A 13,456-nucleotide genomic window follows, 5' to 3' on the forward strand; every position below is an offset into this window, starting at 1 on the left:
TTGCTTTTATTATAGTGATATGATATATTATATCTAAACCATTTTACTTTTAATAATATAGAGATTTAAATGAGCTGTAACTTCCGAGGAGGATAGCAATGTTAAATCTCCTCAGAGTTGCAGTTTTTTTAATGTCTGACTTATTTTTGTAAAGTGGTTGAAAATGAATATGTACATATAGGTACATTGTAGGAGGATTTTTTACATGCAAAACGGTAAAGTAAAATGGTTTAACTCAGAAAAAGGTTTCGGATTCATCGAAGTTGAAGGCGGAGAAGACGTATTCGTACATTTCTCAGCTATCCAAGGCGAAGGCTTCAAAACTTTAGAAGAAGGTCAAGAAGTTACTTTCGAAGTAGAACAAGGTAACCGTGGACCTCAAGCTACTAACGTTAACAAGAAGTAATTACGGAAAAAAGAAGGGCTTGCCCTTCTTTTTTTTTGCATTTTTGTTGAAAAGCCTCCTATGTACATAGCATAATGAGATTGAATTTTCGTTTTTAGACGGAGCATTACATGCATAAAGTGCATGAATAAATAAATACTGAAAATAAAGTATGTATGTGAAAAGGAATGTAGAAAGAGGTAAATAAATTGGAAAACGCTACACATTTTATTGTGTTTGATATAGAGAGAAATTTCAGGCCGTATAAATCAGACGATCCGTCAGAGATAGTTGATATCGGGGCTGTAAAAATAGAAGCAAGTACAATGAAGATAATTGGAGAATTTTCAGAGTTAGTAAAACCAGGTGCACGTCTTACTCGTCATACGACAAAATTAACGGGAATTACAAAAAAAGATTTAATTGGTGTGGAGAAATTCCCGCAAATTATAGAGAAATTTATTCAGTTTATCGGAGAAGATTCCATATTTGTTTCATGGGGAAGAGAAGATTATCGTTTTCTATCTCATGATTGTACGTTACACGGTGTAAAATGCCCATGTATGGAAAAAGAGAGAAAATTTGATTTGCAGAAATTTGTTTTCCAAGCGTATGAAGAATTATTTGAGCATACACCCAGTTTACAATTTGCAGTAGAACAGCTCGGTTTAACATGGGAAGGGAAGCAGCACCGAGCTTTAGCAGATGCCGAGAATACAGCCAAGATACTTCTTAAAGTATATAGCGAGAGAGATATTCATAAACGGTACAAAAGACACGGTGAGCTTGAACTTGTAGAGAACGGAAAACTAACAGAAAAAGCGAAAAAAAAGATGCGAAAATGGGTATTTAAAGAAATGAGAAAAAATACAGAGCGTCCTTTCGTTTGGAGTACATTTGAAAGTAGTGACACGTGGGAAAATATAACGGAAAGATATTATATTAGTGAAGCTACAATAGAACTTCTGAAAAAGCATTTTCGTACGGCGGTTAGAAAAGCGGAAAGACAGATTAGGTATTTGGCTGAGATGGAGGAGAATGTAGAGGTTAAATGACATTCTCCTCTATTTCTAACTACATAAATTTAACGTCATTGTATTGATGGATGAATAAAGTATTCATATTAAATAGGAATTGATTTGTTGTGATTGGGCCATTATAAATGCTTTGAAAATTAAGGTGTGGTAAGCATTTTAAAATATACTTATAAATTTAGAGCCCATAGAAATGAAAGAGGGTAGAGTTAAATGGAAGCAATCTTTAACATTGTAACAGTTTTCGTTTTTGGGATAATATTTACCGCGCTATTAGCAGTAATTACACTTCCTTTCATAGCAAAGAAGAAGAATTGGAAAAAGCTTAATATATCTTTAAAGCGTGGTGTATTAAAGATTAAAATCGAAGAGTAAAATATGATTTTTATACAAGGGAGGTGTGATAGTGATAGACTTGGATATTAAAGACGTCACCGTACAGATGGAATTAAACGGTGTCTTTTGGAATGAGGATGGGCTTGCTGAAATGACGGTGACTACAAAAGAAGAGTATTCTCTTCTTCTTCATCTAGTAGTTGACTTAGAAAGTAAAACTATTAGGGCGACGAGTGCCGAAATAGTGAATGGATTCTGCCCTCTGTGCAAACAGAAAAGGGACGAATGTAGTGAACTGAATGACTTGCAAAACAAAATGGATATTTTAGAAGAAGCCTATGATTGGGTAAGAGAGCATCCAGAATATCGTTTTCAATTATCTTTTTACGAGTACAATAAATTTGAGGTAGTGAAGTGAAATTTTCATTTTACCAACATACATAGTGACTACTTTAATGGAAATACGTTTGTACAACAAGGAAGGAATCTACTGGATTCTGCAACAATTGTTATCTTGGATTAAAAATAAATATTTTGTTATAAAGCAGAAAAACTGATTCTTAGTAGAATCGGTTTTTTATATAACTGTCAACTATGTCCAAAATAAAAGAGCGCTTATTAAAAGCGCTCGGTAAAAATAGTTATATGGAAGGATTTATTCAATCCCGTTCGGATCATAAGAATATTGCTGCTTATTCTCAATCCGCTCAATGACATCTTGCAACTCATCTGGCTTCAGAAACTCAATTGGAGAGAAGCCTTTCTCAAACGTAAGTGTATCAGCCTCAATCATTAATACGTATCGGTCATTTACCTTTGCGATATGTATTTGATCCCCGAAGTCAGCAAGTAGGGCCTTTACAGAGATATGATCCGCTTTTAGCTTTAATTCCACTTCAGGAGCATGCTCGACGATTTGAGCAGTAGCTTCCATTACTTCTTCGGTTGAAAATTGTTCCATAATCTCGCGTTTTGGACTGGCAGCCCATACTTCCATTGCTTGGTCGAATTGTTCGCGTTCTTCCGTACCTTCTTCAAATACATCTTCAATTTGGTCGTATACCATGTCCATTACTTGTGTTTTCATAATTTCAGGCATAGAGCGTTCGTACTCGACGAATTTTAAGAAGTCTTCAAAGTAGCGGGCGTGTGATGCTTGGTGAATTTTTAGTTCGCCCACTTCGACCATACCTTCTTCAGGCATGTACGGATATTGGATAGATTTCATGTTTTTTGTTGTGATGGCCATCTCAACGTTACGAATCAGTGTGGATTCATCTGAAATAGAAGCAACTTTCGGTTCGAAGTCACATTTCATAACAAAAACGAATGGATCATCAAAATATTTACGTAGTTTTGCTTGCGCAATTAAAAATACACCACCGCGTACAGCACTTGTGTCAAGGTATGTATAAACGAGTGGTTCGCTCATATCTTTGAAGTTCTCCTTAGTTTCTGCGAAGCGAATGCGATTAAATAGGTTGTAATGAGGGTTTGAATCAAGTTCGTGCCCTTCTTCTACAATGAAGCGACCGATCTTTGTCGGGGCTTGTTCTGTTTTCGCATGACGTTCTACTTTCCGCTTTGAAATTTTTAATAATTCACCATTCAAAAATTCTTTTAAGGAGCTATCTTCATACTCTTCAGCGTCTAATGTTTGAAAATGTTTGTAGCGTTTATCAACAGCTTCACCTTTTCCTTCTACTTGTACAACATAAAAGGAAAGATAATTTATTTCAAAATCCATATTTATCACCTTGTTTCATTTCATTAACTCTTACCAGTATAGAGATGGAAAAAACTTTCGTCAATTTATATAAGGAAGGGGGAGCCCCTTCCTTATATATTTTTTATTTTTGAAATTAAAATCCGTCTTCTAATGCTGAAAATGGAATGTTTAGTCTGTTTTCTATTGTACGTAAACGTTGGTTTAAGCGGTTTAATCTACGTGTATGACGCTCAACCGTGTTTTCTAATTGACGTACTCTTTGTTCAAGCTCATTTACTCGTCTTTCTAGTTGACGGTTTCCAGCACCAGGAAAAGAGATTGGAAGTTGAAATTGTCGAGTTTGATCATATGGATTAACTTGTTCTGTTGGATCTATATATTGTTGGTATTGTGCTTGTAAATCATATTGAGGCTGATAAACATTTTGGTTATATGGATCGTATGGATTGTAGGGGTACATAAAAACATCCTCCATTTCTTTAAAATAGGTTAATTCACCATAATGTATGTGTAAAAGCGGAGTGTGGCACGGCAAATACCTATTTATGTTCACAGGATGTTTCTTTATAAATAAGAATATGGAGTTTTTACATTTGTATTCTGTTCGTTTTATGGTATATACTGGATAATGGGAGAGGTTACGTAAAGGTTACAATTCTATCAAACTCAAACTTTTATGTAAATATGTATAGACATTTGGAAAAGAAAAGAGTAATTTATATAGAGTAAAAAATAACTTGTAACATTTTATAAATATATTGTAAAATGATTGTAACAAAACATACATAAAAATGAAATAATACATAAAAGTAATATTGGGAAAAAGGGGAGAGTCTATTGTTCCGTAAAGTAAAGGGTATATTAGTTGGGGTGTTGTGTGTAGCTGTAGTGAGTGGCTGTGGTACAAAAGTCAGTGATGTTGCATTAGTAAGTGATATTGGTGGCCACACGGTAGAGGCTAAAGCAGAAGTACAGGATTCTATTAGTTTAGTAGATGGTCGTACAGGTACGGAAGTGAAAAAGCTAGATTTATCGAGTCTAGGTTATTTCGAAGATGAAGCGAAATTTAAAAAATCAGTTGAGAAGGTTGCTAGGGAAGTTGGGAAAAATGTTGACAAAAAGATGGTCCCTTCACGTTTAGGACCTGACGGAAGTTGGCAAGAAGGAAAGCCTTCTTTTGAATTAATGGAAAAAGAGTTAGTAAATAAATTATTAAACGTAGGTATGTGGGATTCTTCATATCAGTTACCTATTGTTGAGAAAAAACCTACGGCTACATTAAGTGATGCGCAAGGAAGTGGCACGGTAATTGGTAGATATGAAACGAATTTAGGTGGCTCAGCAGGTGGACGTATTGAGAATATTCGTTTGTCAGCAGCAAGCATAAATGGAGTTGTATTAGCAAAAGGGGACAGTTTCTCTTTCAATGCATTAATAGGTGATACAACGCCAGATAAAGGATACCAATTAGGAAAAGAAATTGTAGATGGTAAATTAGTAGATGGATACGGTGGTGGTGTTTGTCAAACTTCATCAACTTTATACAATGCAGCAGATCAAGCTGGTTTGAAAATGGTAGAGAGAACGACACATTCTAAAACGGTAGGTTACGTTCCACAAGGAAGAGATGCTACAATTGCATATCCATACTTAGACTTAGTGTTTGAAAACACGAATGATGCACCTGTGAAACTTTATATGGGCATTCAGGGCGGAAAGTTAGTTGCTGAAGTACATAAAATGAGATAAGAGTTATAAAGTCACCTTTTCTAAAAACGAGAAGAGGTGGCTTTTTTATTGTGAAAATAAAAATGTTTATGAATTCTGACTTTTCTTATTTACATAGGGTGATTTTAGTTGTATCCTTCAAAGTAACGGTAATATGTAATGGGAAAATATTGGGATAAGGAGATGGAGTTATTCATGGTACAAATTCATCCAAAAACACGTATTGGTCATGTTGAATTTAAAGTGCAAGATTTAGAGCACCAAATCTCTTTTTATGAGAATGTAGTAGGATTAGAAGTAATTAAGCAAGAGGGGAATAAAGTATATTTATCAGGCAAAGGTGGAAAGAGCACGTTACTTGTTCTTGAAAAGTTAGAGGACGGGGTACTGCAAGAGCCGCGTACGACTGGTATATATCATGTAGCCTTTTTAGTTCCGACTCGTGAAGCCTTTGCTTCGGCATTATTTGGGGTGATTCGTAATAAGAACGTAATTGATAGCCCAGCTGAGCAAGAAGGGCGTTATACATATTCAAATGAAATTTTACCAATCTCAAGGTTCAATAGTGCAAGTGATCATACATATAGCGAAGCGTTTTATTTGCAAGATTTAGAGGGAAATGGTATTGAAATTTATGCAGACCGTCCGCGTGATCAATGGGGAGAAGGACCAGGAGGAAGTACGCCGCTAGATTTAAAAGAACTGGCAACACTCGTTGATTATGAGGTTGATGGATTACCTGCTAATACTGTCGTTGGGCACGTACATTTACGAATAGCTGATATAGAGAAGTCACACGAGTTTTATGTAGAGACAGTAGGGTTTGAAGTGCAACAACGCGAAGATGACTGCTTATTCATTTCTGCAGGAGGATATCATCATCATATCGGTGCAAATACGTGGAACGGAGTAAATAACCCGCATCCACCAGCACATGCAACTGGACTTAAGATATATACGATTGTATTACCGCACAAAGAAGCGTTAGATGAAGTGAAAGAAAGATTAATAGAAAAACAACATAAAGTGAACGAAAGTACAAACGGATTCACAGTAGTAGATCCTAGTGGTATTACAGTGCAGTTTGAAATAGAAACAGCATAAAAGAAGTCGGAAGGTGTATAATCACTTTCCGGCTTCTTTTTGATATGTAATCCAAGTAGCACAAGGATTGAAAGGAAAGGATTTTAATATTTCCATTGCATATATACTTGTTGAATCGAATTCACCTTGAACGAAAGAATAACCGTGTTTATTTGCAAACATAGCTTGTTCGAAAACGAGTAGTTTTAGTAATGGTAAATTGTCCGTAGTGTGAGTCCCGCACCATCCTAGTTCTAACGTATTATCCTTTTCTGATGTATGTAGGAAAGAGTACCCAATAATTTCGTTCTCTTCATCTATAATTAGAAAGCTTCCATCTAGTAACACATCATCAGCTAAGATCATTTCTTTCCAAGTTTGTAGTGGGAATGGGGCAACGGGATTTGCTAAGTGAGTATCTTCATAATTCGTTTTTACTAAGTGAGCTAGTTTTTTTAAGAGGCTATTATTGGATAAAATGTTTGATAAGATTTGTACATCATAATTTGAATGAAGCATTGTATCGATAGCTATGATTTTTTGTACGTCTAATATTGGCATATATGTTCTTCGGATTTCCGTAAAGTTATGTTCTTCATAAAAGGCTTTTAAATGAGCTGACGTATCCCATATAGAAGTTTGCAATGGGAGTGTAAAGTTTTCTAGCTTTTGAATCTCGTTTAATAAAAACTGTTCAATGTGTAGCTCTGAATAGAAAGGGTTCGTATATATTCGAAAGTATGTGCAGTATGGATGGAAGTTATTGCCCCAGGCGAAAAAGATGCCTACTACATCTTTTTTATGGTAGGCAACATACGCACATCTTGTTTTATTATTTAGTAATAAGTGAAATAGATACGATTCTTCATTGTATAAATCAATAAGTTGTTTTAATTGTAGCTCATGGCTGCTACTATATTTTTCTATAACAAGAGTATGTTTATGGGAAGACTTCTTCATAGCTCAATCCAAAATCTTCTTACTACATTCCCATCTTCCTCAGTGAAATCATCATCACGAAGCCCACCGTTATGTAAAATTGTTTTTTCTGAAGCAGTATTTACTTCATCGCAAACGACAAGTGCTTTCGTGATGTTTAATTCCTGCGCTTTTTCCAGTGATAATGCTAGTAATTTCGTAGCATAACCTTTTCTTCTTTCAGAAGGACGAATGCCATAACCGATATGACCGCCAGCGTTAAATAAATGCTCGGTTAAACTATGACGTATATTAACAGCTCCTACAATTCTATTATTATCTGTAACGAGCCAATACGTAGAGTCTGGTACCCAAGATTCAGGAAGGTTTATTCCGTTATGCGCATCGTGAAGTTCTTGAATCATTGCCGTGAAATTAGAAGGATCTTTTGAAATAACCCACGGAATCATCGTTTCACCGCTATCTTTCCATTCGTTATAAAAATCTAAGTATTCTTCTTGTAAATCGGTAGTAGGTGTAAGCAAAGAGACGTTCATTGTTGGTAAGCTCCTTTATTTATGTAGTATGTATAAAAAATTACGACATAAAATGAAAGCGTTTTCTAAACTTTCTCAACCTCATTTTATGTAATCCACCTTTGTCTTTTAAGAAAATTAGTGGAGTTTTAAAATTAGAAGTTATTTATTTTATGTTAATATTTAAAATATTAACATAAAACGGCCTGGGTATTAAGTGTATTTTAGTAAAATTCCTTCATATCGATAAGTGGATGTGTGTGATAATTTTTGTTTTATCTATCTATAATGAACGAAAGGGGGAAGGGCTCGTGAGTGTAAATATTGATTTAATTATACGAATCGGTGTTGCGGGTTTGTTAGGAGCAATAATCGGTATTGAAAGGGAAATTCGATCAAAAGAGGCGGGATTAAAAACACATTTCCTAGTAGCGGTAGGAAGTGCTTTAATAATGGTTGTTTCAAAATATGCCTTTTCAGATATTATGAATGAAGAACATATGGCTCTTGATCCGAGCCGTATTGCAGCGCAAGTTGTTAGTGGTGTAGGGTTTTTAGGTGCAGGTACAATTATTATTCAAAAGCAGGCGGTGAAAGGACTAACGACAGCGGCTGGTTTATGGGCCACAGCCGGACTTGGATTAGCAATTGGCGCTGGCATGTATGTAGTAGGGATTGGAGCGACGATTCTCGTTTTAATTGGTTTAGAGATTGTGAGTCGTATTTTTAAGGTGCAATTTTTATTTCCGCAAAATATAACAGTGCAAATGTATATAAATAAACATGAGGCGGTACAACAAATAGTAGAAACGCTACAAGTGAAAGGCATTCCAATACTTTCATATGAAGTGGAAGCTTTACAGCAAGAAGCAGAAATAGTTTATAAGGTAAGGATGCAGCTGAAAAACATATCGTCAGAAGAAAAGAATAAATTTATTCAGCACATGCAAACATTACCGGAAGTTACGTTTATAAAGTTAAAATCATAGCGTTGAGAACGAGGATAGATGTAGCAGGAATTTCGCTATTATCTATCTTTTTTTGATATAAAATGCACATAAAGTCAAGTGTTAATTTTACTAGGCATGGATACATGTGTGAACGTTCCCTTGTTTTTTCTCAATACAGAATAAAAAGTAAGAATAGTAAAATAATGGTGCGGGACACTAAAAAATGTAAGGTAGGGGAGAGCATGAAAGGCTATTCAAAAAAAGTGTTAGTAGGGGTAAGTTTTGCTAGTTTGATGCTAGGGAGTTTCCAAGGGAGCGCATTGGCAGAAAGTACAAAGGGAGAGCAAGTTTCTTATCGGAATGTGCTCAAAATGGAGCCAGTTGGTGCACAATTACCAGTTCAAGAATTAGCTCATTCATCAAAAGTGCTTGAAAATAAGTCTTTTGAGAAAAGGCTACAATTTGCTGATTTGTCACAAAGACCGCCTGAAGTAAAAAAAGAAAGTAAGCAATTAGTTGCAGTGAAAACTTATACAATCGCTGAATTAAATCAATTAAGCAATCAGCAGTTAGTAGATTTACTTGTAACAATTGATTGGGAGCAAATTACAGGTCTATTTCAATTTAATAAGGATAGCCTTGCATTCTATCAAAATGATAGTAGGATGCAGGCAATTATTGATAAACTGAAGCAGCAAGGACAAGATTATACGAAAGATGATTCCAAAGGGATTGAAACTTTAGTGGAGGTATTACGATCTGGTTTTTATTTAGGTTTTTATAATGCAGAATTAAGTAAACTAAATGAGCGGAGCTATCATGATAAATGCTTACCTGCATTAAAAACGATTGCGAATAACCCGAATTTCAAACTCGGTACGTTAGAACAAAATAGAGTTGTATCATCATACGGAAAATTAATAGGAAATGCTTCGAGTGATGTGGAAACGATAACATCAGCTGCAAAGATCTTTAAACAATATAACGATAATTTTTCTACACTGGTAGACAATCTATCAGCTGGAAATGCGATTTACGATATTATGCAAGGTGTGGATTACGACATTCAATCGTATTTGTACGATACGAGAAAAGCACCGAAAGATACAGTATGGTACCAAAAAATTGATAGCTATATTAATGAATTAAGTCGTTTTGCCTTAATTGGAACGGTGACGGTGAAGAATGGTTGGTTAATTAATAATGGTATTTATTATACAGGTAGACTTGGTACGTTCCATAGTACAGGAACGAAAGGATTGCAAGTTGTAACAGACGCGATGAAAATGTATCCGTATTTAGGAGAGCAATATTTCGTAGCGGCTGAGCAAATCACGACGAATTATGGCGGGAAAGATGCAAATGGAAATGTTGTGAATTTAGATCAAATACGAGAAGATGGAAAGAAAAAGTATTTGCCGAAAACGTATACGTTTGATGATGGTGCAATTGTTTTAAAAGCTGGAGATAAAGTGACAGAAGAAAAAGTAAAGCGTCTATATTGGGCGGCAAAAGAAGTGAAGGCACAATTCCATCGTACGGTTGAAAGTGATCAACCTTTAGAAAAAGGAAATCCTGATGATGTATTAACGATGGTTATTTATAATAGTCCAGCTGAGTATCAATTTAATCGTCAATTATACGGATATGAAACGAATAACGGTGGTCTTTATATAGAAGGAACAGGTACGTTCTTTACTTATGAGCGTACACCAGAAGAAAGTATTTATAGTTTAGAAGAATTGTTCCGACACGAGTTCACGCATTATTTGCAAGGGAGATATGAAGTACCGGGGCTTTGGGGACAAGGTAAGATGTATGAGAATGAGAGATTATCTTGGTTTGAAGAAGGAAATGCTGAGTTCTTTGCAGGGGCAACGAGAACAGATAATGTTGTACCGAGAAAGAGTATTATAGGGGGGATATCTTCAAATCCAGCAGAGCGTTATACGGCAGAGCGAACGTTAAATGCAAAGTATGGGACGTGGGATTTCTATAATTATTCCTTCGCTTTACAATCGTACATGTACAATAAGAGGTATGATATGTTTGACAAAATTCATGATCTTATTAGAAAAAATGATGTAACAGCATATGACGCATACCGCTCTGTATTAAGTAAAGATGCGAATTTAAATAAAGAGTATCAAGACTATATGCAAATGTTAGTTGATAACCGTGAGAAATATAATGTACCATTAGTATCAAATGATTATTTAGCGACGCACGCACCGAAACCAGTTTCAGATATTGCGGCAGAAATTACAGCAGAAGCAAAATTAAGTAATGTATCAGTTAAGAAAAACAAATCACAGTTCTTTAATACATTTACACTACAAGGAACGTATACAGGTACGACTGCAAAAGGGGAATATGAAGACTGGAAAACAATTACACAAAACGTGAATGATACGTTAAAGCGTTTAAGTGCAAAAGAATGGACAGGCTATAAAACAGTAACATCGTACTTCGTGAATTATCGTGTGAATGCATCAGGACAATTTGAATATGATGTTGTATTCCATGGTATTAATACAGAAGAAGGTGCTGTGAATAAAGCACCAGTTGCCGTTATAAACGGTCCATATAGCGGGAATATAAATGCAGCAATTTCGTTTAAAAGCGATGGATCGAAAGATGAAGATGGAAAAATTGTTGCTTATAAATGGGAGTTTGGTGATGGTACTGTAAGTAATGAACAAAATCCGATCCATGTATACACAAAAGAAGGAACATATACGGCAAAATTAACAGTAACAGATGACAAAGGATTAACAAATACGGTTACAACGAATGTAACGGTTCAAAAGAAAGAAGATAACAGTGTAGAAAAAGAGCAAAATAACTCATTCCAGACAGCGAATAAACTGCAATTAAATCAAGTTTTACGTGCTAGTTTAGGAAATGGTGATACGAGTGATTACTTTGAAATTAATATAGAAACAGCGAAAAACCTACAAATTAATGTAACGAAGGAAAATAATATCGGAGTAAACTGGGTTCTTTATTCAGAAGCAGATTTAAATAATTATGTTACGTATGCCCAGCAAGAGGGGAATAAGTTAGTAGGAAGTTACTACACGTATCCAGGGAAATACTATTTACATGTGTATCAGTATGGCGGGGGAACAGGAAGTTATACGGTAGAAGTGAAATAGTAAGAAGGTCGCCGTGAGTGGCGACCTTTTTTACGTATAATACAAAAATTTCAAATGAAATTTATAAAAGCTTGATAGGCGATACCAAGGGAAAATACGGTAGCTATCATATGTGCAGTCCATTTAGGCATATTTAATTTCAATACTGTATTGTACAAGATTCCATATACGATACAAATGATTAATATAAATGCAATGAATTGAAGAACTAACAAAAATAGTGGTTGTTCCATTTATTATCACTTCCTTTATTTAATATATTAATATAATTAATTTGAAAGTAAAGGGTTTATTTCTATAAAGTTCCAAATCGTGATGCCAAAAGGTACGTTGGTAATTTTAATAATTGATGCAAACCATAATATAACTCAAGATATTATTCCGAAATCAGTAAAAAAGGGCGCCATGAATGGCGACCTTTTTTCTACGCGTTATACCCGAATAATTTTAAATCTTCTCCTGAGTCTGAAATTATCTTTTCGAACTGCAATCCTACTTTTTCTAAAAGCTTTCCTGAATTGATGTTATCAATGGTAGTAATTGCTACAATTCGTTTCATACCTAGGTTCTGTACACCGTAGTCTATTACAGCAGAAGCAGATTCAAAGCCATACCCCTTTGAACGGAATTTCTCTAAAAAGGCAAAGCCGATATCAACATCTTCTAATGAATCTCTTTTAATAAGTCCGCACATACCAAGTGGAGTGAAATCTTCTTTTCGCTCTACTAAGTAAAGACCAAAGCCCATCTTATTATACATATCAACTGGTCCGTTTAAGATGTATTTTTTTGCATCGTCTAAGTTTTTAATCCTTTTATCACCAATAAACTGAATCCATGCAGGATCATTTACTAATTCAAGAATAAATGGAGCGTCTTTTATATCAAACCAGCGAAGAATGAGTCGTTCAGTTTCAAGAACTATCAATCCATTGCACCACCTTTAATAGTTATAACAATTAGTATGGGTTGCGAAATATAAAAGTGCAACATATTTTAATTATGCTCTACTTGTTCACATAAAGTTCGTTTGTTTTGTATAAAGGGATATTTTATAATTAGGATTGATTGTAAAGAGTGAGATACTTATACAATGACTCCTAGGTAACTAGGAGTTTTTACTATATAACTATCATTATTACTAAATATGACACACTACACATTCTACTCAAGGAGGTACATAATGAAAAAATTATATAATGCATCGTTTACGTATTTGATTATCGGTTTATTATCAGGAATTTTCGCTAGGGAGTATGGAAAGTATAAGGGGATTGTGGGATCTACTTTGTTAAATCTTTTGCATACACATACACTTGTACTCGGCTTTTTCTTCTTTTTAATTGCTTTAGGATTAGCAAAAGTATTCGCGTTTCATGAAACGAAAAGTTTTAACAAGTGGTTTGTTTTACCTAACATTGCATTAACTTTAATGTTAGGTTCGTTAGCGGCGAGAGGGCTTCTTCAGCTAAATGGAGCGGACTTTAAAGGGTTAACTTATATTGTAGGGTTTTCTCATTCGTTAATGGCAGTTACTTTAGTTTGGTTTATGTTGTTAATAAAGAAGTCATTTAAAATGTAGTTTTATCCCGCATTAAC

15 protein-coding genes are annotated in these 13,456 nt (G+C 35.0%); 9 read left to right on the forward strand and 6 right to left on the reverse strand.

Going from position 1 to position 13,456, the window contains the following annotated elements; all coding sequences use genetic code 11:
• Positions 1-205: 205 nt before the first annotated feature.
• The 4 genes from cspB (at position 206) to KI369_RS02415 (ending at position 2,173) form a co-directional block, all read left to right on the forward strand.
• Positions 206-406, forward strand: a complete 201-nt coding sequence (gene cspB / locus KI369_RS02400; protein WP_001179150.1) for a cold shock-like protein CspB — start codon at positions 206-208, stop codon at positions 404-406.
• 188 nt (positions 407-594) lie between these two features.
• Entirely contained in the window at positions 595-1,440 is an 846-nt protein-coding gene (locus KI369_RS02405; protein ID WP_212954959.1) for an exonuclease, read from the forward strand.
• Positions 1,441-1,632: 192 nt separating this feature from the next.
• The gene (locus tag KI369_RS02410; protein ID WP_212954960.1) at positions 1,633-1,794 is read left to right on the forward strand and encodes a hypothetical protein; all 162 of its coding nucleotides are present in this window, start codon (positions 1,633-1,635) and stop codon (positions 1,792-1,794) included.
• A 31-nt stretch (positions 1,795-1,825) separates the two neighbouring features.
• Entirely contained in the window at positions 1,826-2,173 is a 348-nt protein-coding gene (locus tag KI369_RS02415) for a hypothetical protein (protein ID WP_212954961.1), read from the forward strand.
• A gap of 237 nt (positions 2,174-2,410) precedes the next feature.
• On the opposite strand, the gene KI369_RS02420 is transcribed toward KI369_RS02415, so the two are convergent.
• Positions 2,411-3,502 carry a DUF3900 domain-containing protein gene (locus KI369_RS02420; RefSeq protein ID WP_000345047.1) on the reverse strand — a complete coding sequence of 364 codons (1,092 nt, stop codon included), beginning with the start codon at positions 3,500-3,502 and terminating at the stop codon, positions 2,411-2,413.
• A gap of 115 nt (positions 3,503-3,617) precedes the next feature.
• Positions 3,618-3,959 (reverse strand): hypothetical protein, encoded by a 342-nt coding sequence (locus KI369_RS02425; protein ID WP_212954970.1) that lies wholly within the window; start codon positions 3,957-3,959, stop codon positions 3,618-3,620.
• A gap of 362 nt (positions 3,960-4,321) precedes the next feature.
• Here KI369_RS02425 and KI369_RS02430 point away from each other — a divergent pair, with 362 nt between their 5' ends.
• Positions 4,322-5,233, forward strand: a complete 912-nt coding sequence (locus KI369_RS02430) for a VanW family protein (protein WP_144614133.1) — start codon at positions 4,322-4,324, stop codon at positions 5,231-5,233.
• A 174-nt stretch (positions 5,234-5,407) separates the two neighbouring features.
• Positions 5,408-6,316 carry a VOC family protein gene (locus tag KI369_RS02435; protein ID WP_212954962.1) on the forward strand — a complete coding sequence of 303 codons (909 nt, stop codon included), beginning with the start codon at positions 5,408-5,410 and terminating at the stop codon, positions 6,314-6,316.
• Positions 6,317-6,337: 21 nt separating this feature from the next.
• Here the strand turns inward: KI369_RS02435 and KI369_RS02440 are convergent, their stop codons facing one another.
• On the reverse strand, positions 6,338-7,255 hold the full coding sequence (locus tag KI369_RS02440; protein WP_212954963.1) for a GNAT family acetyltransferase: 918 nt from the start codon (positions 7,253-7,255) through the stop codon (positions 6,338-6,340).
• The gene (locus KI369_RS02445; protein WP_212954964.1) at positions 7,252-7,770 is read right to left on the reverse strand and encodes a GNAT family N-acetyltransferase; all 519 of its coding nucleotides are present in this window, start codon (positions 7,768-7,770) and stop codon (positions 7,252-7,254) included. The genes KI369_RS02440 and KI369_RS02445 overlap by 4 nt, the downstream gene beginning before the upstream one ends.
• A gap of 290 nt (positions 7,771-8,060) precedes the next feature.
• On the opposite strand from KI369_RS02445, the gene KI369_RS02450 reads away from it, so the two are divergent.
• Positions 8,061-8,738: an MgtC/SapB family protein gene (locus KI369_RS02450; protein ID WP_212954965.1), complete on the forward strand. Its 678-nt coding sequence runs from the start codon at positions 8,061-8,063 to the stop codon at positions 8,736-8,738.
• A gap of 203 nt (positions 8,739-8,941) precedes the next feature.
• Positions 8,942-11,857: a collagenase gene (colA, locus tag KI369_RS02455; RefSeq protein WP_212954966.1), complete on the forward strand. Its 2,916-nt coding sequence runs from the start codon at positions 8,942-8,944 to the stop codon at positions 11,855-11,857.
• Positions 11,858-11,907: 50 nt separating this feature from the next.
• Here the strand turns inward: colA and KI369_RS02460 are convergent, their stop codons facing one another.
• Entirely contained in the window at positions 11,908-12,090 is a 183-nt protein-coding gene (locus KI369_RS02460) for a hypothetical protein (RefSeq protein WP_212954967.1), read from the reverse strand.
• A 191-nt stretch (positions 12,091-12,281) separates the two neighbouring features.
• Positions 12,282-12,785, reverse strand: a complete 504-nt coding sequence (locus KI369_RS02465; RefSeq protein WP_212954968.1) for a GNAT family N-acetyltransferase — start codon at positions 12,783-12,785, stop codon at positions 12,282-12,284.
• 255 nt (positions 12,786-13,040) lie between these two features.
• On the opposite strand from KI369_RS02465, the gene KI369_RS02470 reads away from it, so the two are divergent.
• Entirely contained in the window at positions 13,041-13,439 is a 399-nt protein-coding gene (locus tag KI369_RS02470) for a DUF2871 family protein (RefSeq protein ID WP_212954969.1), read from the forward strand.
• The last annotated feature ends 17 nt before the right edge of the window (positions 13,440-13,456 follow it).

It is taken from the genome of Bacillus sanguinis (assembly GCF_018332475.1).
Classification (GTDB): Bacteria; Bacillota; Bacilli; order Bacillales; family Bacillaceae_G; genus Bacillus_A; species Bacillus_A sanguinis.